18 protein-coding genes are annotated in these 22,837 nt (G+C 36.3%); 11 read left to right on the forward strand and 7 right to left on the reverse strand.

The window, feature by feature from the left end; translation table 11 throughout:
* Nucleotides 1-236 precede the first annotated feature (236 nt).
* From GZ212_RS08920 to GZ212_RS08935, 4 genes are all read left to right on the forward strand, one after another.
* Nucleotides 237-2,423 carry a glutamine synthetase III gene (locus GZ212_RS08920; protein ID WP_166959162.1) on the forward strand — a complete coding sequence of 729 codons (2,187 nt, stop codon included), beginning with the start codon at nt 237-239 and terminating at the stop codon, nt 2,421-2,423.
* 502 nt (nt 2,424-2,925) lie between these two features.
* On the forward strand, nt 2,926-4,104 hold the full coding sequence (locus tag GZ212_RS08925) for an AIR synthase related protein (protein ID WP_166959164.1): 1,179 nt from the start codon (nt 2,926-2,928) through the stop codon (nt 4,102-4,104).
* Nucleotides 4,105-4,108: 4 nt separating this feature from the next.
* Nucleotides 4,109-5,077 carry a DUF3078 domain-containing protein gene (locus tag GZ212_RS08930; RefSeq protein WP_053972255.1) on the forward strand — a complete coding sequence of 323 codons (969 nt, stop codon included), beginning with the start codon at nt 4,109-4,111 and terminating at the stop codon, nt 5,075-5,077.
* Between the two features lie 227 nt (nt 5,078-5,304).
* Nucleotides 5,305-7,854: an adenosylcobalamin-dependent ribonucleoside-diphosphate reductase gene (locus GZ212_RS08935; protein WP_166959166.1), complete on the forward strand. Its 2,550-nt coding sequence runs from the start codon at nt 5,305-5,307 to the stop codon at nt 7,852-7,854.
* A 48-nt stretch (nt 7,855-7,902) separates the two neighbouring features.
* Here GZ212_RS08935 and GZ212_RS08940 read toward each other — a convergent pair whose 3' ends face one another.
* Both GZ212_RS08940 and GZ212_RS08945 read right to left on the reverse strand, forming a co-directional pair.
* The gene (locus tag GZ212_RS08940) at nt 7,903-8,553 is read right to left on the reverse strand and encodes an ABC transporter ATP-binding protein (protein WP_166959168.1); all 651 of its coding nucleotides are present in this window, start codon (nt 8,551-8,553) and stop codon (nt 7,903-7,905) included.
* A gap of 310 nt (nt 8,554-8,863) precedes the next feature.
* Nucleotides 8,864-10,099, reverse strand: a complete 1,236-nt coding sequence (locus GZ212_RS08945; protein ID WP_166959170.1) for an acyloxyacyl hydrolase — start codon at nt 10,097-10,099, stop codon at nt 8,864-8,866.
* A gap of 115 nt (nt 10,100-10,214) precedes the next feature.
* Between GZ212_RS08945 and prfA the strand changes: the two genes are divergently transcribed.
* The 3 genes from prfA to GZ212_RS08960 are packed head-to-tail and all read left to right on the forward strand — an operon-like array spanning nt 10,215 to nt 12,938.
* Nucleotides 10,215-11,291, forward strand: coding sequence for a peptide chain release factor 1 (prfA, locus tag GZ212_RS08950; protein WP_053972260.1), 1,077 nt, complete (start codon nt 10,215-10,217; stop codon nt 11,289-11,291).
* A gap of 37 nt (nt 11,292-11,328) precedes the next feature.
* Complete coding sequence (gene pyrF / locus GZ212_RS08955) at nt 11,329-12,147, forward strand: orotidine-5'-phosphate decarboxylase (protein ID WP_166959172.1); 819 nt, start codon at nt 11,329-11,331, stop codon at nt 12,145-12,147.
* Nucleotides 12,147-12,938 carry an ABC transporter substrate-binding protein gene (locus tag GZ212_RS08960; protein WP_166959174.1) on the forward strand — a complete coding sequence of 264 codons (792 nt, stop codon included), beginning with the start codon at nt 12,147-12,149 and terminating at the stop codon, nt 12,936-12,938. Before pyrF ends, GZ212_RS08960 begins: the two co-directional genes overlap by 1 nt.
* Here GZ212_RS08960 and GZ212_RS08965 read toward each other — a convergent pair.
* Nucleotides 12,907-13,137, reverse strand: a complete 231-nt coding sequence (locus tag GZ212_RS08965) for a Lacal_2735 family protein (RefSeq protein ID WP_166959176.1) — start codon at nt 13,135-13,137, stop codon at nt 12,907-12,909. The two genes, GZ212_RS08960 and GZ212_RS08965, sit on opposite strands and share 32 nt — an antisense overlap.
* A gap of 73 nt (nt 13,138-13,210) precedes the next feature.
* A complete protein-coding gene (locus GZ212_RS08970) occupies nt 13,211-13,423 on the reverse strand; it encodes a Lacal_2735 family protein (RefSeq protein ID WP_053972263.1) in 213 nt (70 codons plus the stop codon).
* A gap of 263 nt (nt 13,424-13,686) precedes the next feature.
* Here GZ212_RS08970 and GZ212_RS08975 point away from each other — a divergent pair, with 263 nt between their 5' ends.
* A complete protein-coding gene (locus tag GZ212_RS08975) occupies nt 13,687-14,193 on the forward strand; it encodes a hypothetical protein (protein ID WP_166959178.1) in 507 nt (168 codons plus the stop codon).
* Between the two features lie 37 nt (nt 14,194-14,230).
* Here the strand turns inward: GZ212_RS08975 and GZ212_RS08980 are convergent, their stop codons facing one another.
* Complete coding sequence (locus GZ212_RS08980) at nt 14,231-14,944, reverse strand: DUF4197 domain-containing protein (RefSeq protein WP_166959180.1); 714 nt, start codon at nt 14,942-14,944, stop codon at nt 14,231-14,233.
* A 220-nt stretch (nt 14,945-15,164) separates the two neighbouring features.
* Between GZ212_RS08980 and GZ212_RS08985 the strand changes: the two genes are divergently transcribed.
* Nucleotides 15,165-15,749 carry a hypothetical protein gene (locus GZ212_RS08985; RefSeq protein ID WP_166959182.1) on the forward strand — a complete coding sequence of 195 codons (585 nt, stop codon included), beginning with the start codon at nt 15,165-15,167 and terminating at the stop codon, nt 15,747-15,749.
* Between the two features lie 113 nt (nt 15,750-15,862).
* A complete protein-coding gene (locus tag GZ212_RS08990; protein WP_166959184.1) occupies nt 15,863-19,288 on the forward strand; it encodes a methylmalonyl-CoA mutase family protein in 3,426 nt (1,141 codons plus the stop codon).
* An 86-nt stretch (nt 19,289-19,374) separates the two neighbouring features.
* Here GZ212_RS08990 and GZ212_RS08995 read toward each other — a convergent pair whose 3' ends face one another.
* Complete coding sequence (locus GZ212_RS08995; RefSeq protein WP_166959186.1) at nt 19,375-21,132, reverse strand: GEVED domain-containing protein; 1,758 nt, start codon at nt 21,130-21,132, stop codon at nt 19,375-19,377.
* A gap of 300 nt (nt 21,133-21,432) precedes the next feature.
* On the opposite strand from GZ212_RS08995, the gene GZ212_RS09000 reads away from it, so the two are divergent.
* Nucleotides 21,433-21,573, forward strand: coding sequence for a hypothetical protein (locus GZ212_RS09000; protein WP_166959188.1), 141 nt, complete (start codon nt 21,433-21,435; stop codon nt 21,571-21,573).
* Between the two features lie 54 nt (nt 21,574-21,627).
* Here GZ212_RS09000 and GZ212_RS09005 read toward each other — a convergent pair whose 3' ends face one another.
* Nucleotides 21,628-22,770, reverse strand: coding sequence for an acyl-CoA dehydrogenase (locus tag GZ212_RS09005; protein WP_053972269.1), 1,143 nt, complete (start codon nt 22,768-22,770; stop codon nt 21,628-21,630).
* Nucleotides 22,771-22,837 lie beyond the last annotated feature (67 nt).

A 22,837-nucleotide genomic window follows, 5' to 3' on the forward strand; every position in this document is an offset into this window, starting at 1 on the left:
ATAATTCAATAATGGGGCAAATATATGTTATTTTAACTTATCTGCTATTTATGAAGGGTGGTTTTTGATAAATTTTACATTTCTTTTTAGAGTGCCCTATGAAAGATGGGGGTGTGTTTGATAAATTTTAATTTTGATAGGCTTCAGGTGAATATTTGTTAATAATTATGTCTTAATCTGTTTTTTTCGTAATTTCTTAGCTTTTAATATTGTAATCAGAATAATAATTTTTCTATATGTCAACTTTAAGATTTCATGCTTTAAAAGAAGCTATTAATAAAAGACCATTAAGTGTCTCTGAAGATGAGCGTAGGTCTTCAATTTTTGGTAACCACGTATTTAACGAGCACTCCATGCTTCAGTATCTGACTAAAGAGGCCTATACTAGTGTCATGGATGCTATTAGGAAGGGGGCTAAAATTGATAGGGTAGTATCAGAGCATATTGCTACAGGAATGAAGGAATGGGCAATATCAAAGGGAGCAACGCATTACACGCATTGGTTTCAACCGTTGACGGGTTCTACAGCAGAGAAGCATGATGCCTTTTTTGAGCCAATAGGCGGGGGGCAGGCAATAGAGAAATTTGGTGGCGGACAGTTGGTTCAACAAGAACCTGATGCTTCTAGTTTTCCAAATGGAGGTATAAGAAACACTTTTGAGGCGAGAGGTTATACGGCTTGGGATCCTACTTCTCCCGCTTTTATTTATGGGACAACGCTTTGTATACCTACGGTATTTGTAGCATATACAGGTGAAGCTTTAGATTATAAAACCCCGCTTTTAAGAGCGCTTCAAGCTGTGGATAATGCTGCGGTAGAGGTTTGTAAATATTTTGATAAAAATGTAAAGAAAGTAAATGCCTCCCTGGGTTGGGAGCAGGAGTATTTTCTTATTGATAGTGGTTTGGCGGCATCCAGACCAGATATAGTACAAACCGGAAGAACCTTGTTAGGGCATTCTGCTGCAAAGGGGCAGCAATTAGATGATCATTATTTTGGTACTATTCCCAATAGAGCGATGGCTTATATGCGTGATTTAGAGCATCAGTGTATGTTGTTGGGTATTCCGGTAAAGACCAGGCATAATGAAGTGGCGCCTAACCAATTTGAGTTGGCTCCAATTTATGAAGAAGCTAATTTGGCTGTAGATCATAATTCCCTTTTAATGGATGTCATGGAGAAAGTGGCAGAGCGTCATAATTTTAAAGTTTTGCTTCATGAAAAGCCGTTTGCAGGAGTTAATGGTTCAGGAAAGCATAACAACTGGAGTTTAAGTACAGATACTGGAGTTAATTTGCTTGGTCCAGGTAAAACACCTATGAGTAACTTGCAATTTCTCACCTTCTTTATAAATACCATAAAGGCGGTCTATGATTATGAAGAGTTGCTTAGGGCTTCTATAGCCTCTGCCAGTAATGACCATCGTTTGGGGGCCAATGAAGCGCCTCCTGCTATTATTTCTGTTTTTATAGGTGAGCAATTGACTAAGGTGTTGGATGAATTGGAGAATGTCACTTCTGGAAAACTTTCACCAGAAGAAAAAACAGATCTTAAATTGAATGTTGTTGGAAAGATTCCTGAAATTTTATTGGATAATACAGATAGGAATCGGACTTCTCCTTTCGCATTTACAGGGAATAAATTTGAGTTCAGGGCTGTAGGTTCAAAATCAAATTGTGCCAGTCCGATGACCGTTTTAAATACGATTGTTGCCAGACAATTAATCGATTTTAAAGGGGAAGTTGATAAGCTTATCGCTAAGAAAAACCTAAAAAAGGATGAGGCGATATTTAATATATTAAGAGAGTATATCAAAAAATCCCGTAACATTTTGTTTGAGGGTAATGGGTACAGTGAAGCTTGGGAAAAGGAAGCGCACAAACGTGGTTTAAGCAATAATAAGACAACTCCCGAAGCCTTAAAGGTTAAGATTTCCAAGGAAGCCATCAAGTTGTTTAAAGATCTTGGTGTCATGAATGAAGTGGAGTCTAAGGCAAGGTATGAGATTGAAGTGGAAGAATATATCATGAGACTTCAAATAGAAAGTAGAGTGCTGGGTGATATTGCAAGAAATCATGTGGTCCCCACCGCAGTTAGATATCAAAATTTGCTTATAGAAAACGTGAGAGGACTAAAGGAGATATATGGAAAGGATTATAAAAAATTAGCGAACGAGCAATTAAGTCTTATTGAAGATATATCATCACATATTGCGGCAATCAATTCCAATGTCACTAAAATGATAGAGGAACGAAAAACGTTGAATCAATTGGTTGATCTTGATAAAAAGGCCCATGGTTATTGCGAAAATGTTAAGCCTTACTTAACGGAGATAAGATACCATTGTGATAAATTGGAGCTGGAAGTTGATGATGAGCTTTGGCCTCTTACCAAGTATAGAGAACTACTATTTACCAAATAAGCTTTGGTGTTTTTTTAATCATATAAACCCGTATTTTTTACGGGTTTTTTTTGAGTGTTGCATTTCATCTTGATTTCATGTGCGATTAACGAAAAGGAAAAGTATGACAAATATCATAGGATATTTATTTGTATTTTAGTACTGCTATTAATCAATTCTTAATTTAACATGAAAAGGCTTATTGTAAGCGTTCTTATGCTTATGGCTGCAACCTTAATTTTTTCTCAAAGGTCAGTTGATAAGAAAGTTGCGAAAACAAACCTAGACGAAATTCACTTGGAGCAAATGCAAGGAAAATAATATTCTTACGTTCCAAATTGAAGAGACGAGGATCTGTTGCTATTATGGGCGATAGATCTTTTTTTATTTATATTTTTAAGAAGGGAGAATGGGATTCATTTCTATTTTCATTTCAGTTTCTATTTTTTTTGAAAAAATTCCAAAACGATTCTTCAGCGTTAAATAAATTACAATTATTACTTTTGCATTTCAAACCAAACTTATGAGCGAAGAAGTAAGCAAAAGATATTCTCAGAGAGGTGTTTCGGCTTCAAAGGAGGATGTTCACAATGCCATTAAAAATATTGATAAAGGATTGTTTCCTAAGGCTTTCTGTAAAATTGTTCCAGATTATTTAACCAATGATGATGATTATTGTTTGGTTATGCATGCAGATGGTGCTGGAACTAAGAGCTCTTTGGCTTATATGTATTGGAAGGAGACTGGGGATTTGTCTGTTTGGAAAGGAATTGCTCAAGATGCTTTAATAATGAACGTGGATGACCTTCTATGTGTTGGGGCTACTGATAACATTATGCTCTCCTCAACGATAGGGAGAAACAAAAATTTGATTCCTGGAGAAGTGATATCTGCCATAATAAATGGTACAGAGGAACTTATTTCTGAGTTGAAGGAGTTTGGAGTAACCATACATTCTACGGGTGGAGAAACTGCTGATGTAGGGGATTTAGTTAGGACGATTATTGTGGATTCAACCGTAACTGCTCGAATAAAAAGAAATGCTGTTATAGATAATTCAAATATTGAAGAAGGCGATGTGATTGTGGGGCTGGAATCATTCGGTCAAGCTACTTATGAAAAAGGATATAATGGTGGTATGGGTAGTAATGGGCTGACATCTGCGCGTCATGATGTTTTTCATAACTATTTAATGAATAAGTACCCTGAAAGTTTTGATCCTTCTGTTCCGGAAGAGTTGATATATTCTGGAGGTGTGAAATTGACCGATGCTGTTGAAGGTTCGCCAATCGATGCGGGTAAATTGGTTTTGTCGGCTACCAGAACTTATGCTCCAATAATAAAAGCTATTCTTTCTAAATACGATAAAGAGTCTTTGCATGGAATGGTGCATTGTAGTGGTGGAGCTCAAACTAAAATACTTCATTTCGTTGAGAATCTTCATATTGTAAAAGATAATATGTTTCCGGTTCCGCCGTTGTTTAAATTGATACAGGAGCAGTCTAATACCGACTGGAAAGAAATGTACCAGGTATTTAACTGTGGGCACAGAATGGAATTGTATGTGAAGCCAGAGATTGCAGATGATATTATAGCAATTTCAAAATCATTTAACGTTAATGCTCAAATCATTGGTAGAGTGGAGGCTTCTGAAGTCAAAAAATTAACTATCAAAAGTGAATTTGGAGAATTTAATTATTGATTGAATGCAGAAATTTGTTAAAGGACTTATTCTCCTTTTGGTTGTTCTTTGTTCGAAAAATATGGTGGGGCAACCGGACTCCCTTTTTTTTGAAAAAGAAAAGCTGAAAACTGAGGAGCCACTTTGGACACTTAAAAATAAGGCTGGTGTTGATATAACTCAGGTGGCATTTGTGAATTGGAATGCCGGGGGTACCAACTCTATTTCTGGGTTACTAGGGTTTGAAAGCTCACTGAAGTATGAGACGAAGAACTTAACATGGGTTAACGTAGCAACAGCACGATATGGTGTTAATAAGCAGGAGGAGCAAACGCTAAGGAAGACTGATGATTTAATGGATATCACGTCAAACTTAGGGTATCGAAGAGATACTTTAAGTAATTGGTATTTCTCTGCACGATTCAATTTTAAGTCCCAGTTTTCCAATGGTTATAATTATCCAGATACCGAAAATGCTATTTCTAGATTTATGGCTCCAGGTTATTTATTTCTTGGGGGCGGTATGGAATATGGCAAGAATATAGAAAAGTTTTCAATGTATTTTTCACCCTTAACCCTCAAGTCAACCTTCGTTTTAGATGAGCGTTTGGCAAATTTGGGGTCTTTTGGTGTGGATCCAGCTGTTTATGATGAAGAGGGTAACCTAATCCGGAGAGGTCAAAAAGTGAGGCGTGAATTAGGGATTTTGTTTACAAGCGCTTATGAATCACAGATTTTCTACAATATCTATCTCAAGAATGGGATTAGCCTTTATACAGATTACATCAATAACTTTGGAAATGTGGATGTAGATTGGCAGGTTAGTCTAGATTGTAAAGTGAATAACTACGTACGGGCCACTTTGGCATCACACCTCAAGTATGATGATGATATTAAAATCCTTGAAGAAGCTGAGGATGGGGATTTGGTGGAGAAAGGCGCTAGAATTCAGTGGAAACAAATTTTAGGACTAGGAGTAGTAGTAGATTTTTAGTTCGTATTTCCAAAAAAACATCCAAATTAATTTTAAACAAAAAATAAAAATTTGTCAACTTTTTTATGTTGATAAATAAATAACTTATTGATAATTAATAAATTAACACATTTATCTTGATAACTTTCTGATATTTATCATGTGTGGTGTTTTAAATTTTTAGTAAGTTCACATATCGAAATTCGATTTGTTCAATACTCATATTAATCCAAACAAACTATTACTAAATGAAGACAGATACAGTTGGCGTGTCTAAGAAGACTTATACACCAGAAGAAGCATTTGAAGCATCCCTCAAATATTTTAAAGGAGATGATTTAGCTGCAAGGGTTTGGGTGAATAAGTATGCTCTCAAAGATTCTGAAGGGCATATTTATGAATTAACCCCAGATGATATGCATCGCAGAATTGCAAAAGAACTTGCAAGAGTTGAGGCAAAATATCCCAATCCATTGACGGAAGATGAGGTGTTTGATTTGATTAAGGAATTTAAGTATATCGTTCCTCAAGGAAGCCCTATGGCGGGTATTGGTAATCCATACCAAATTGCATCATTATCCAACTGTTTTGTGATAGGCAATAATGGAGATTCTGATTCTTATGGTGGGATTATGAAAATTGACCAAGAACAGGTTCAATTGATGAAGCGTCGCGGTGGTGTAGGTCATGATTTGTCTCATATTAGACCAAAGGGTAGTCATGTGAAGAATTCGGCGTTGACTTCAACGGGGATTGTTCCTTTTATGGAGCGTTATTCCAATTCTACCAGAGAAGTGGCGCAAGATGGGCGTCGAGGAGCATTGATGTTATCCATATCTATTAACCATCCAGATTCAGAAGATTTTATTGATGCCAAATTAGAGCAAGGGAAAGTAACAGGAGCCAATGTGTCTGTGCGTATCGATGATGATTTTATGAAAGCGGTTAAAAATGGTAGCGAATACACGCAAAAATATCCAATTTTCAGTGAATCACCTCAATTTTCAAAAACGATTGACGCCAATGGTATTTGGAAAAAGATAGTGCATAATGCATGGAGATCTGCAGAACCTGGTATTTTGTTTTGGGATACCATTGCCAAAGAGTCTGTGCCCGATTGCTATGCCGATTTAGGTTATAAAACGGTTTCCACAAATCCTTGTGGTGAAATTCCATTGTGTCCTTATGATTCTTGCCGCTTATTGGCTATCAATTTGTTATCCTATGTAGAAAACCCGTTTACTGGTAAAGCTAAGTTCAATTTTGAATTGTTCAAAAAGCATGTAGGATTTGCTCAAAGGATGATGGATGATATTATTGATCTGGAATTGGAGAAAATTGATGCTATTTTAGCTAAAATTGATGCCGATCCTGAGAATGATGAAATTAAATCTGTGGAGAAAAACCTTTGGTTGAACATTCGTCAAAAAGCCTATGAGGGAAGAAGAACTGGAATAGGGATTACGGCTGAAGGCGATATGTTGGCGGCTTTAGGTATCAGATATGGGTCTGAGGAAGGAAATGCTTTTTCGGTTAAAGTCCATAAAACATTGGCTATAGCAGCATATAGAGGGTCCGTTTATACAGCTAAAGAGCGTGGTGCTTTTTCAATTTTTGATGCCGAACGTGAAAAGGATAACCCATTCATCTTAAGATTGAAAGAAGCTGATGAAAAGCTTTATTATGAAATGATGGAATATGGCCGTAGAAATATTGCGTTGTTAACGATTGCTCCTACGGGAACAACGAGTTTAATGACTCAAACATCTTCTGGGATCGAGCCTGTTTTCCTTCCTGTTTATAAGCGTCGTCGTAAAGTGAACCCTAATGACAAAGGTGTTCGGGTTGATTTTGTAGATGAGGTTGGTGATTCTTGGGAAGAGTATGTGGTTTTCCATCACAGGTTCAAGGAGTGGATGAGAGTTAACGGTATTGATACCGATAAAAATTATACACAGTCAGAATTAGATGCTTTGGTGAAGAAATCTCCTTACTATAAAGCTACTTCAAATGATGTGGATTGGTTAAGTAAGGTGAGCATGCAAGGAGCGGTGCAAAAATGGGTAGATCACTCCATTAGTGTGACCATTAATTTACCAAATGATGTTTCAGAGGACTTGGTAGGTGATTTGTATTTAAAAGCATGGGAAGTTGGTTGTAAAGGTGTGACTGTATATCGTGATGGATCTCGTTCTGGAGTTTTGATTACCAACGAAGAGAAAAAGGAAGAAGATCAAGAAAAATTGACAGCTTTCCCAACGAAACGTCCGCAGGTTTTAGAAGCTGATGTGGTAAGATTCCAAAACAATAAGGAAAAGTGGATTGCATTTATTGGTTTGATTGATGGTAAACCTTATGAAATTTTCACCGGGCTAGCTGATGATGAAGATGGCATCCTGATTCCTCGTTGGGCTACTGATGGATTGATTATTAAAAATAGAAATGAAGATGGAACTTCTCGTTATGATTTTCAATACAAGAATAAGAGAGGTTACAAAACAACCATTGAAGGCCTAAGCCATAAATTTAATCCTGAGTTTTGGAACTATGCAAAACTGATTTCAAGTACCTTGAGACACGGTATGCCAATTGACAAGATTGTTGACTTGATTAATAGTTTGCAATTGGATAACGAGTCAATTAATACGTGGAAAAATGGTGTTGTTAGAGCTTTGAAGCGTTTTGTGGAAGATGGAACACAAGCCAAAGGAAGATGTAGTAATTGTAATTCAGATAAATTGGTTTACCAAGAAGGATGTTTGACCTGCACAGATTGTGGGTCCTCCAAATGTGGTTAAGCCAAGGCTAATTCAAATGAAAAGCGCTTCGATAACGAAGCGCTTTTTTTATGATATATAGTTTTGGTTTTGTAGATCCTTTTCAGAAGAAATCAATTTTGTTCCTCCTTGACTTAAAAAGTAACAGGTATCTGAAATATCCAAGACCTCTCGGTATTGGTGGTCGGTGAGAATGATGATTTTTTTCTCCTTTTCTTCTTTTATTAATTCCTTTAATTTAATAACGGCTATGGGGGCTAGATAAGAAAAGGGTTCGTCCAGCAAAATAATATCCATCTGGCTTTTTAAAATCACATACGTTTCAAGTATCCTGATCTCGCCACTGGAAAGCTCATTGATTCTTGAGTTTCTGTATTTATTAAAGTTCTCAAAGTCAATCATAAATTGGTTTAATGAAACTCCAAACAACTTGAAAATCGACTTAATTTTTATGCTATTTGGGCTAATTTGGTGTTGGGGTAGAAAGCCAATTTTATTCTTGTAAAAATATAAAGGCTTCAAGAAAGGTTTTTTGTTTATTCTTATCAGTTTGTATTTAGGTTGTAACGAACCAAAAATGATTTCAAGCAAACAACTTTTACCAGAGCCGTTTTTGCCAATCAAACTTGTGATTTTCCCTTGTTCTGCCTTAAAATAGACACTGTTAAGAATGGTTTTGTTGTTAAACGATAATTCAACATTATCAACTTCCAAAATCATATAAATACTTTTAAAGTCAAGATGAAAGTTAATGAAACCAAAATGTCTATGAAAAATAAAGTGGAGAATAATTTGAAAGTGCTTATGCCCAAGTTTTTGTAAAAAACGAGTTTCTTTCTGGCATGGGATTCCTTAATGATGAACCACAACAAAAGAACAAGAAAGAATTTAGTGAATATGAGAGGAATGATATCAGGATTGTAGGCCAGTAATAAAGTATTAATGGCGAACGACCATAAAACATATGGTTTGTAGAAAAGTAGTATAGCTCCTAATTGATTCATGTATTAAAAACGACTAGATAAAAGTTTTATTTTCTAAAATGAAAACTGTAAACATAGCCAGCCGAAAATTCAGTGAAATCCGCTTGACCTAAATTAGCATTGATGTGGGCGCCAATGAAAAAATTGTGTTTGGGTGTTTTATCAGTTCCAATGAAGTAATAATTGATTCCCATTTTACTGGAAATCGCTCTTTTTACTTCATAATACCAATCGAGCTCGCCTAAAACTTCGACGGTAACAGGGCCATCTTCCGTGGGTCTTTCATAAGTATATCCTTGGTTTAATTTCCAGTCAATCGCGTAAAATGGTTTGTAAATATTTAATCCAATTTGAAATTCTAAGCCAAAATGATTCAGAAGTAATTCACCTTTTCCTAATAGACCAATATTAGTGGCATATCCATAAGGATTGTCTTTGAATTGTGTGTATTCCTCAAGTATAAGTGTTTCTTCATTTTTAATATAGTCGTAATAATGTTCATAGAATCTATAATAAGCTCCAAAGCCAAACTTGAAGGTTCTATTGATTACCTTACCGTAAGAGAGAGTCAGGTTGTAAACGTTTTTGGTGTTATTGAATTTATTTGATAAGGTGTTCAAGCCCAGACCAAATGCACTCGAAAAGTATCTATAGCTATTTTTCTTAAAATCATTAATTATTGGTTCCTCGGTATGGTTTATGGGTTGCCATCTAATATCTGCAGAGAAACTCACTAATAGGGAATTTAAGCCTTGGTTGGGCAGTTTGGTGTGCCCGTTAGAATGGTGGTAATATCCTAGGCCTAAGTTATAGTCTATATTTTCAGATTGATGTATGTGATAGTAGAGAAAGGAATTGAAAGACCAGGTAAAATTGGTGCTTATAGCTCTATTCATTGGGTTGTAGATGCTGTCATATTGTTTGTTAAAATAGGATGCACCTAAGCCCATCTTTAATCTTAGTTTTTTGGATTTGTTCAATGAAAAGTCAATGAAAGTCATAGCAGATAAACCGGTGCCAATAGCTTCTCTATTTCCAAAGTCAATGAGGCCTAGAGTTACTCCTGTTTTAGGTTGATTGAGTCTGTAAACCCATTCTTGATCCCTGTGATTATTATAATTTCCCCAACTTAAAAAAAAGCTTTTTTGGAGCTGGGTGTTGGGAAATCCATCATTGGCCTCCAGAGTTTTTCCTAACTGAATTTCAGGAGTCAGGTAGGAGGTGTTAGGTGTTTGTGCGAGGATTAGGAGGGGGCAAAATAATAGTAGTCTAAGGAGTTTCAATAGGTGTTAAATAATAGGTTTTAGGCGAATATAAAAAATAATGACAACTCCTAAATACGTACATTTGGCTTAAACTATTTTTTCGTAATTTCGCAGCCTAATTCGAGGTATCTGTATGTTAGATAAATTAAACATAGTTAAACAGCGTTTTGATGAGGTGAGTGATTTAATCATTCAGCCTGATATTATTGCAGATCAAAAACGTTATGTTGAGTTAAATAAAGAATATAAAGACCTGAAAGTACTAGTTGACAAGCGTGATGAGTACAAGCAGGTTTTAGATAGATTGGAAGAAGCTGAAGAAATTATTTCTGATGGTAGTGATGCTGAAATGGTTGAAATGGCCAAAATGCAATATGATGAAGCCAAGGAACAGATTCCAGTTCTGGAAGATGAAATTAGGTTTCTTTTAATTCCAAAAGACCCTGAAGATTCTAAAAATGCGGTGGTTGAGTTACGTGCAGGAACCGGAGGTGATGAAGCAAGTATTTTTGCAGGTGATTTGTTCAGAATGTATACCAAATATTGTGAAAGCAAAGGTTGGTCAGTAAGTACCGTGGATTTTAGTGAAGGAACCAATGGTGGATTCAAAGAAATTCAGTTTGAAGTAAACGGTGAGGATGTCTATGGCACTTTAAAATTTGAGGCAGGTGTGCACCGTGTACAACGTGTTCCTCAAACAGAAACTCAGGGAAGGGTTCATACCAGTGCAGCTACATGTATGGTTTTTCCTGAGGCAGAAGAGTTTGATGTGGAAATTGATCCAAAGGATGTGCGAATTGATTATTTCTGTTCGTCTGGTCCTGGTGGACAATCGGTAAATACCACTTATTCAGCGGTAAGATTGACTCACATTCCAACTGGGTTGGTAGCACAATGTCAAGATCAAAAATCGCAGCACAAAAACAAAGAGAAGGCCTTCCGTGTATTACGTTCCAGATTGTATGATATGGAATTGGCTAAGAAGCAGGAGGAAGAAGCAGCCAAAAGAGGAAGTATGGTAAGTTCTGGTGACAGAAGTGCTAAAATTAGAACTTATAACTACCCTCAAGGACGAGTAACAGATCACAGAATTGGTTTGACTTTATACGACTTACAAAATATTATGAATGGCGACATTCAAAAAATTATAGATGAATTAATGCTTGCTGAAAACACTCAGAAATTGAAAGCAAGTGATGAAACTATTTAATGAAAAGCCTCTAACGGGGCTTTTTTTATAACTGATTATGACTACGCAACAACTCATTGAGCAAATCAAAAAAAAGAAATCCTTTCTATGTGTTGGATTGGATGTCGATTTAAACAAAATTCCAGAATTTTTATTGAAGGAGGAAGATCCCATTTTCTCATTTAATAAGGCTATTATTGATGCAACCCATCATTTGGCTGTGGCTTATAAGCCTAATATTGCTTTTTTTGAAGCCTATGGAATCAAAGGGTGGCAATCTTTGAAAAAGACCATAGACTATATCAATGATAAGTATCCGGAGGTTTTTACGATAGCTGATGCTAAGAGAGGAGATATTGGAAACACAAGTAAGATGTATGCTAAAGCCTTTTTTGAAGACTTAAGGTTTGATAGTGTGACAATAGCGCCTTATATGGGGAAAGATTCTGTGGAGCCTTTTCTGTCCTTTCCAGATAAACACACCATATTACTGGCATTAACTTCAAATGAAGGAGCATTCGACTTTCAGACCAAAAAAAATGATGGTACAGAGCTTTACAAACATGTTTTGGAAACGTCTAAATCCTATGAGAATGCTCAAAATTTGATGTATGTGGTGGGTGCAACCAAAGCAGAATATCTAAAGGAGATCAGGCAAATTGTTCCAGAAAGCTTTTTATTGGTGCCAGGAGTTGGTGCCCAAGGTGGAAGTTTGGAAGAGGTTTGTAGATATGGAATGACCAAAGACTGCGGCTTGTTGGTCAATTCATCCAGAGGAATTATATATGCTTCCAATAAAGCGGATTTTGCAGAAATTGCGGGTCAAAAAGCGCAAGAATTACAAAGGCAAATGGAGTCTTTTCTGGAAAATCTATAATGGAGTTTAGAGACCAACTAAATAGAAAACTATACTTTTCCAAATCTCCAACTAGAATTATTTCCTTAGTGCCAAGTATTACAGAGCTTATTTGTGACTTGGGACTAGAAAGTCAATTGGTTGGTGTTACAAAATTTTGTGTACACCCGGGGCACATAAGAAAGGAAGTGGCTGTTGTGGGAGGAACTAAACAAGTGGATTTTGAAAAAATAAAGTCCCTTCAGCCAGATATAATTTTGTGTAACAAAGAAGAGAATACACTTGAAATGATTCAGGAACTGGTACAAATTGCTCCAGTACATTTAAGTGATATTTTCAATTTGGAGGATGTGTTTGAATTAATAGAGATGTATCAAGATGTCTTTCAAGTTCAGACAAGGGCTCAAGATCTTATTTCAACAATCACAAATGAGTATCAAAAATTTACTGATTGGATGGATGGGAAGCCTTCAAAAAAGGTTGCTTATTTTATTTGGAAAGATCCTTGGATGGTTGCAGCTAACCAAACTTTTATAGATGCCATGTTGCAGCTAAATCATTTTGAAAATTATTTCAAATCATTGGATAGATATCCAGAGGTGGTGTTGAATGAAGTGTATGACGAGGTTAATTTGGTACTACTCTCTTCGGAGCCTTACCCATTCAATATAGAGCATAAAAACTTAATAAGAAAAAATTTCCCCAATGCCCAAATAGTCCTTGCTGATGGCGAATTTTTTTCCTGGTACGGATCCAGATTGCAATATGCGTTTAAATACTTTAAAACGCTGCATCTAGATTTGAAGCATTAAGGTCATTCTTAAGGCTCAAAATTTTCTTCTTAATTTTTGACGCTTCATGAAAAAGTAAATCACTTAGGCTAGAATCGGTATGCATAGTACTATATGCTTGCTCCACCATATTGTTGTGATTTTTTTCCAATTCGTCTAAATTGTTATTACTTAGAGGGCTTACTGTTCTTCTGCCAACTCTACAAAAATGTGATTTCATATAAAGGATTGAATTTTATATGTAATTACGTTAATTAAAGTGTGTTAGACGTATTTAAAAGGTTAAAATTATATTAATTATTCAAGGGAGGAGGTATGCTTGTAACTTCATCGATGTGAAGGTACTTTAAACGATTTATTTTATTTAAAAGCTTGATAGCATCATACTCCGAAATATCACTCAAAGCTGAATCCGTTTCTCGAAAATTATAAGCCTGCTCCATAAGTTGTTTGTAGCGTTTAAGTAGTCGAGATTGGGTTGTCCTAATTTTTGTGAGATTTTTCATTGTAACAACGCGTTAGAATTTTAAATATATTTAAAAACTTGTAAAACAGCAAGTTAAATTTGGTAATTGTTGATAAAAAAATCGGGTCAAAGGACTTGACCCGATTCCTTAAACTAACTAACTCTTACTAATTCAAATTTTATGGTGAAGTGACGCCTTGATAGCGTAGTGCAAAGATGTTGTAAAAATTCAAGTCTAATGTTATGTTAATATTAGCTTTTTATTAATTGTAATTAAATAGTTTTAACTGTAAATGATAGATTATGAGTAGATTAGTTATTCTTGTGTTTGTTTTTATCGGTTTGCAGCTTTCTGCTCAAACAAAACCAAATTGTGGTTGTTGCGCAGAAAACCATCTGGCCTTTGATTTTTGGGTAGGAAATTGGCAGGTTTATAAAACAGATGGCACAAAGGCAGGTTCAAATAGAATTGTTAAAGTTCAGGATGGATGTGCGCTTCAAGAAAACTGGAAAAGTGCTAAAGGTAATTTTACGGGTAGTAGTTACAGTTTTTATAATGCTTCAACTGACCAGTGGGAACAATTATGGATTGATAATCAAGGCGGGCAATTACATTTAAGAGGCGGTTTGAATGGAAATCAAATGATTTTAAAATCAGATGGGTTTATGGATCAAGAAGGTAGAAAGAGCTATCATCAAATTACATGGACTAATAATCCTGATGGCACCGTAAGGCAGTATTGGGAAACCTTTACAGAAGGAAAAGATCCCAAGATCGCGTTTGACGGTTTATACAAAAAAACCGAATAACTTTCGCTATTCGGTTCTGTGGTCTATGATTTCAGATTTAATCCTGTAGAGCAAATACTTTTCTCAGCAGATCAGTAGATCTGGATCCTATATTGTTTCTGATGTCCTTTTCTTCAACAGCAATCATTTTGTAAACACCTTGAAGTGCTTCGGAAGTCACATAATCGGTTAAGTCTGGATTTACGTCATCAGTGAATGGAACTGAATTATATTTCTGAATTAAGGTAGTCCAAATTTGGTCTGCACCTACTTTGGAAAAAGACTTATTGATAACCGGATGGAACTTGTCATATAGAGCTGCCTGTGTTTTATTTTCAAGGTAAAGGGTGGCGGCATTGTCAGATCCTAGTAAAATGTTTTTAGCGTCATTAAAGGTGATTCCTTTTACCGCATCAACAAATATAGGGGTGGCTTCACTAACGGCATCTTCAGCAGCTCTATTCAAAAGTTTTAAACCTTCATCAGCTAGATTACCTAGGCCTATGTCTCTTAATGTTTTGTCAACTTTTTTCAATTCATCAGGAAGCAAAATTTTGACCATGTCATTTTTATAAAAACCATCTGTTTGAGTGAGTTTGCTTACTTGTTCTTGTATGCCTTTATCTAAGGCTTGTCTTAAGCCAGCAGCAATTTCTGAATTTCCTATACCGGGAGTTTGAGTGGTGTCTGGAAGGTTGTTGACTACATCTTGCAATTCGGCACAACTAAAAATAGTAAAGGTTAAGCAAAGGGCTAGAAGTTTTGTTTTCATTAGTATTTTGAGGTTAAATTTGAGAGTAAAGATACTAATTGCCAATCAACTTTATTGCGAATTATTGTTTTGTTAACCGTGTGCCAACGCGTAATAATTAAAGAAGGAGTGCCAATTTCACATTAAATAATTATCAAAATAGATAAAAACAAGGTCGTATTTTGGTAAATGTTTAATTATATCGCTTTTTATTTTTAAATTTAGTAATTCGATAAAAGTTATGACACCTCATTTTCATTTAAAAATAATTAGCATTTCTGATAAGGCCTACAAACGTCAATTGTTGGTTACACCAAAAGATGTTTTTACGTTACAACATTTTTTAAAGGATTTGCTAAAAAGAAATGTCATGATTATCAATACCAATATAGGGGTTGATTTTTATTACAGAAGTGAAGTGCCACATGATGATTTGATTGTTAGTGCCTTTTTGCTGTTGGTGACTACTAAAGGTAGGAAAAGGAACGATTTTATCGTTAGAACCATGAACAGTGAATTGGAAATTGCTGAGCAAACCAAATGTTTTTTTAATCGCATCATTAACATGCCCTTATTATTTAAGAGTTATTCCAGAAGTATGCTGTTCCAGATTGAAAATAATTATGAGGCCCATAAAGAGTTGTTCAATGAGCTGTTTTTGGTCTGGCAGAAGGAACTTTTGGAATCCTCAGAAAATGGTCCAATCTTATTTAAGGTTTTGCCATTTATAAGAGCCGTCCAACAAATTTTTATCCGTCATAATCACTCATATCCAGCATTTCAGAAACTATTGGAGGACGGGTTAAGCAATCAGCATATCAATTAACTTATTTCATACCTCATTTTTTTTAATCTATTTTTTTAGAATATTTAAAGTAGATACTTCCTTTTGTTGAATATTCTTTAAATTTGTTCCGCTTTAAAACTGTTTTTTTATCAATGGAACAAATAACACCATATAAACCCAAAAATAAAGTTAGAATTGTTACTGCGGCCTCTCTTTTTGATGGTCATGATGCAGCTATCAATATCATGCGTCGTATTATTCAAGCTACTGGCGTTGAGGTTATTCACCTAGGTCACGACAGAAGTGTTGAGGAAGTTGTCAATACAGCCATACAGGAAGATGCCAATGCCATTGCAATGACCTCCTATCAGGGGGGACATAATGAGTATTTTAAATACATGTATGATTTACTAAAGGAGAAAGGTGCTGACCATATCAAAATTTTTGGTGGAGGTGGTGGTGTTATCCTTCCAGAAGAGATAGAGGAGCTTATGGCTTATGGAATCACTAGAATTTACTCTCCTGATGATGGTAGGGAAATGGGATTGCAAGGAATGATCAATGATTTGGTAGAGAAGTCAGATTTTGCCGTTGGCAATGATTTAAATGGTGAAGTAAATCATTTGGAATCCAGAGATGTTAAATCCATTGCTAGAGTTATTTCTTCGGCTGAGAATTTCCCGGAAGTTGCCAAGGCTACACTAAATATCATTCACGATAGAAATAAAACAGCCAAGTCACCTGTTTTAGGAATCACAGGAACAGGAGGTGCTGGTAAATCCAGTTTGGTAGATGAGTTGGTGCGTCGATTCCTTATTGACTTTCCAGAAAAAACCATCGGTATTATTTCTGTAGATCCTTCCAAAAGAAAAACGGGGGGAGCCCTATTGGGAGACCGAATCAGAATGAATGCCATTAATTCGCCAAGAGTCTATATGCGCAGTTTGGCAACACGTCAATCCAATTTGGCCCTATCTAAGCACGTAAATGAAGCAATTGAAGTTTTAAAAGCGGCTCAGTTTGATTTAATTATTTTGGAAACTTCAGGTATTGGACAGTCCGATACCGAAATTTTGGAACATAGCGATGTGTCTCTATATGTAATGACTCCTGAGTTTGGAGCTGCCACACAGTTGGAAAAAATAGATATGTTGGATTTTGCTGATTTGGTAGCAATCAACAAATTTGATAAGCGAGGAGCTCAAGATGCTCTTAGGGATGTGAAAAAGCAATATATGCGTAATCACAACCTGTGGCATGCCAATCCAGACGATATGCCGGTTTTTGGTACCATAGCATCCCAGTTTAACGACCCTGGAATGAATTCCCTTTATAAAGCCGTTATGGATGAGTTAGTGGAAAAAGCTCAAGCTGATTTAGAATCTACGTTTGAAGTTTCTAAAGAAATGAGTGAGAAGATTTTTGTCATTCCACCGGCTAGAACCCGTTATCTTTCTGAAATTTCAGAAAATAATCGGGCTTATGATAAGCAAGTAGAAGCTCAGGTTGAGGTAGCCCAAAAATTATTTGGAATTTTTACCGCTTTGGAAAGCGTTTCAGATGCTTCACTGAAACTAAATGCCTATGGCATTGACGATGACGTTTTGGAGGCTTCTAAAGAAAATGGTAATTCTGAATTTATTGACCTCTTGAAGAAAGAATTTGATAGAGTAAAAATGAATTTAGATCCTTACAATTGGGAGGTTATTTTAGGCTGGGATGAAAAAGTTAATAAATACAGACAGCCGATTTATTCCTTTATGGTAAGGGATAAGGAAATTAAAATAGAAACACATACTGAGTCTTTATCCCATACACAAATTCCGAAGGTAGCATTGCCAAAGTATTCGGCATGGGGAGATATTCTGAAGTGGATCTTACAGGAAAATGTTCCTGGCGAGTTTCCGTTCACTTCAGGTTTGTACCCTTTTAAAAGAACAGGAGAAGATCCTACCAGGATGTTTGCCGGTGAGGGAGGACCAGAGCGTACAAACAGACGTTTTCATTATGTGAGTTTGGGCATGCCGGCCAAACGACTTTCAACAGCATTTGATAGTGTGACCTTATATGGAAATGATCCTGACTACCGCCCCGATATTTATGGGAAAATTGGTAATGCAGGGGTGAGTATTTGTTGTTTGGATGATGCTAAGAAATTGTATTCCGGATTTAATTTGGCTGATGCAATGACTTCTGTGAGTATGACCATTAATGGTCCGGCGCCTATGTTGTTAGGCTTTTTTATGAATGCAGCTATTGATCAACAATGTGAGCTTTATATTAAGGAAAATACCTTGGAAGCTGAGGTTGAGGCCAAGATAAATGATATTTATGAAGGTAAAGAGAGACCTCGATATTTTGGGGAACTACCAGAAGGAAATGATGGTTTGGGGTTGATGTTGTTAGGTGTAACAGGGGATCAAGTGTTGCCAAAAGAGGTTTATGAAACAATAAAAGCTAGAACCATTTCACAAGTTAGGGGAACTGTTCAGGCAGATATTTTGAAAGAAGACCAAGCTCAAAACACTTGTATTTTTTCTACAGAATTTGCCCTACGTTTGATGGGGGATGTTCAGGAATATTTTATCCAAAATAATGTAAGGAACTTTTATTCGGTTTCCATTTCAGGTTATCATATTGCGGAAGCAGGTGCAAACCCTATAACCCAGTTGGCTTTTACACTGGCTAATGGGTTTACTTACGTCGAGTATTATTTGAGTAGAGGGATGGATATCAATAAGTTTGGTCCTAATTTATCTTTTTTCTTTAGTAATGGAATCGATCCCGAGTATGCTGTTATAGGTCGTGTGGCCAGACGAATTTGGGCTAAGGCTTTAAAAAATAAATATGGAGCCAATGCTAGAGCTCAAATGTTGAAATATCACATTCAAACTTCAGGTAGGAGTTTGCATGCTCAAGAAATTGATTTCAATGATATTCGTACAACGCTTCAAGCGCTTTATGCGATATACGACAACTGTAATTCATTGCATACCAATGCCTATGATGAAGCAATTACAACGCCAACTGAAGAGTCTGTAAGAAGGGCTATGGCGATTCAATTGATTATTAATAAAGAGCTGGGATTGGCTAAAAATGAAAATCCTATTCAGGGTGCTTTTATTATTGAAGAATTGACTGATCTTGTGGAAGAAGCGGTATTGCAAGAATTTGATCGTATTACCGAACGTGGAGGTGTTTTGGGTGCTATGGAAACGATGTATCAACGCAGCAAGATTCAAGAAGAAAGTCTGTATTACGAAACCTTAAAACACAATGGTGATTTTCAGATAATTGGAGTGAATACCTTTTTAAGTAGCAAGGGATCACCAACGGTTCAGCCAAAAGAGGTCATTAGAGCAACAGAGGAAGAAAAGCAGAACCAAATAAAAACATTGGAGCAATTGCATGCCACCTATGCTGATAGAATTGAAGATACTTTGAAAAAAGTACAACGTGCTGCTTTGGAAAATGAAAATATGTTTGAGGAATTGATGGAAGCGGCAAAGGTTTGTTCTTTAGGGCAAATTACCTCGGCACTGTTTGAGGTTGGAGGACAGTATCGACGAAATATGTAGAGTTTTAAGATTATTATTAAAACTAAAACCCGAGATTATCTCGGGTTTTTTGTGCCTTATGTTTTTGGTCAAAGACGGATTGTTTGTTAGATTTTTACAAATTTTTTAATGTGTCTTTCTCCAGTCCATAATTCACATTCCAAAAAATAAATGCCTGATGATAATTGGGAAACATCCAATTTGTTTTGGTTACCAAAAAATAAAATTTGCTTACCGCTCATGTTGTAAACTTTGGATTGTTTCAGGTCTTTGTTGACCTGTATCATGTGTTTGGTTGGATTTGGAAATATCTTGAAATTTGAGACTTGAAACGATGCAGCACTCAAAGTTTCTTGAATAATGACCATGAAATCTTCTGTTTGCCCAAACGATGGTTCAGAGCAGGGTTGAGGAATAGCGGAATCTTGATAATCACTGGCAATCCGCATCCTCAAGGTTTCTGAAAGAATGGCGCTATTGGGTATTTCAAAGTTTGCTGTATGTATTTCATAACTACCTCCCGTTGCATCACTTGATATGATTAATTCCTCAACTTCAAAAATACCATTGTTGTTAAAATCAATCCAGCCTCTCACGTTTTCAGAGTTGAAGCCTGTGGTAATACTTATAGTATAAGTTGTTCCTGCTACTAAGTTAGCAACAAACGGTAACTGTGTATAGCAGTCTTGTTGTAACGTGTGGTCTATATAGAATTGATAACCATCACCTGTATAGCCCGAGGATGTATATTGTAAATCGGATAAATTGACATTGAATATCCCAACGTTGAATTCGTTATTGGGAACCAAAATGCTAGAAGGTTCACAATTGGCGGCTATGGGTTCTGGAGGAACATTTGGATTCTCTTCTGGTAAGGTAGTGCCTAAGGAAGTAATTAAACCAGGACGATAGTTTTCAAGTATAAATATCAGTCGCTCTTTTTGCCCTTCAGAAAACCTGTCGGGACACCAAGAATAGTTCATGAAATTGTGATTGACGGGATCAAAGGAGGTTCCAGTACATGTATTTATATTGGTAGGACATCCACTTACCAAGAGGTGGGGGTCAGTATCGCATACCAAATCACCTTGGGTAGTACAGTCTTCATTAATTGGGCAAATGTCACCTTCTGCACCTTCAAAAGTATGTCGAAGTCCGAAAGAGTGACCTACTTCATGAGTAATGGCCCAATTGGTATAACTGTGGTGAAGTACCACGCCGTCAATACCCGGGTCCACCCCTGGATAATAGGCGTATCCCGCTACACCACTGCCTTCCAAGCCGCCTTGAATATTTGAAACAATCCAAATGTTTAAATAATCCGTATTAGGCCAGATGCTCAAAGCTTTTAAATCTGAGTCGAGGGCGCCAGTGGTTTCTCCCGGGTATGCTACACCATATTCCGAATAGCCATCCAAAGAACTGCCATCTATTCTAACAATGCCATTTGTTTCTTCACAATCAGGTGTTCTTTGTGCTAGAATGAATTCAAATGGAACCGGTGTTCCTCCTTCATCTTGATTGGGGTTTTCAAGCCAAGTGGCGGCATATTCTTGGTTTAATTCATCAACCAATGCAAATAAGGTGGCATCACTTGGGTTTTTAGGTGTGCCAATGGTTTCACCTGTATGAATGACATGAATGACAATGGGGATTTGGTAAATTTCATTGGTTGAAGACTCTTTTTCATAAAGCTTTTTACTGTTATAAAGAGCCCATCTTAGATTTTGTTCTTGAAGGGATTTTAAATATGAGGAATCTATTTCTTTAAGCTGATTTTCAAACTGTGTTGTGAGGCACCAGTTTTGGGCAAACATCCAAAGGTTTGAAAACATAAGGCATAAGAAAAGGCTTTTAACTTTCATTGAAATAGAATGATATTTTTCGAATCGACCTTTAGGTATAATTCATTTGCTAATTTATTTGTTTTCTTTTATTTAAGCATAAAACTAAAGATAAGATATGTCTTTTGTTTGGTGAAAGATCCCCGAAATGTGATTTTCATTATGTTTTTAATCGAAGAAAATAGCAAAATCTAACGGTAGAAGGGATTATTTCTTCATTTCAACTAAAATTTCATGTAAGAATCTGTTTTTTAGATGCTTGGGTGTTAAATTTAAATACTAGCCGGTGAAATAATTGTTGAACTTTAAAACCAACAACCTATGAAACCCACACTCAACTACACTTTTAAAAGACGTACAAAAAACCATTTGGATTGGTTACTTAACGTTATTAAATCAGAGAAGTATTTTTTGGCAGAAGGGTATATTCTTACTGTCAATTTAAAACACAATAAGCAATAAATGAAAAAGGCCCAACTAACATAGTTTGGGCCTTTTCATATTTAAATGATTTTTTTAATCTCTTAAAATACTTCTTGAAATAACTATTTTTTGAATTTCTGAAGTCCCTTCATAGATTTGGGTGATTTTGGCGTCACGCATTAATCTTTCTACGTGGTATTCTTTTACAAAACCATTACCACCGTGAACTTGTACCGCTTCAACAGTTGTGTCCATGGCAACTTTACTTGCATACACTTTGGCCATAGCACTGGATGTATCATAGTTGTTTCCTTGGTCTTTATCCCAAGCAGCTTTCATAACCAAATGTCTGGCAGCTTCAATCTCTGTTGCCATATCTGCCAATTTAAAGGCAATGGCCTGATGGTTGCAGATTTCTGTTCCAAAGGCTTTTCTTTCTTTAGAATATTTTTTTGCCAGTTCGTAAGCTCCAGAGGCGATTCCCAATGCTTGAGAAGCAATACCGATACGACCTCCAGAAAGGGTTTTCATGGCAAACTTAAATCCAAAACCGTCTTCTCCTATTCTATTTTCTTTAGGGACTTTTACATCATTAAACTGAAGCGTGTGCGTGTCACTACCTCTGATTCCTAATTTGTCTTCTTTAGGGCCAACATCAAATCCAGGCATTCCTTTTTCTACAATTAGGGCATTGATTCCATGGTGTCCCTTGTCTCTGTCTGTTTGAGCAATGACTAGGTAAACATCGGCACGTCCTCCACTGGTGATCCAATTTTTGGTACCATTTAAAAGGTAATGATCTCCCATGTCAATGGCTGTTGTTTTTTGTGAAGTGGCATCGCTTCCTGCTTCTGGTTCACTAAGACAAAACGCTCCTATAAACTCACCTGAGGCCAATTTGGTCAGATACTTTTGTTTTTGTTCTTCGCTTCCATATTTTTCAAGACCGTAGCAAACTAGGGAATTGTTAACAGAAACCATTACAGATGCCGAGGCATCAATTTTAGATAATTCTTCCATGATCAATACATATGAAATGGTATCCATGCCACTTCCTCCGTATTTGGGATCGACCATAATTCCCATAAAACCAAGGTCGGCCATTTTTTTGACCAATTCCTTCGGGAATTGTTGTTTTTCATCTCTTTCAATGACGCCAGGTAAAAGTTCGGTATTCGCAAAATCGCGAGCGGCATCACGAATCATGATATGTTCTTCAGTTAATGAAAAATCCATAGAAACGATTGTTTATTAATGATTTGATAAAAATTGTTGCCAAATATAACCTTTTAGTATCATTTTT

The sequence above is a fragment of the Mangrovimonas sp. CR14 genome (genome assembly GCF_011764015.1).
Lineage (GTDB): Bacteria > Bacteroidota > Bacteroidia > Flavobacteriales > Flavobacteriaceae > Mangrovimonas > Mangrovimonas futianensis.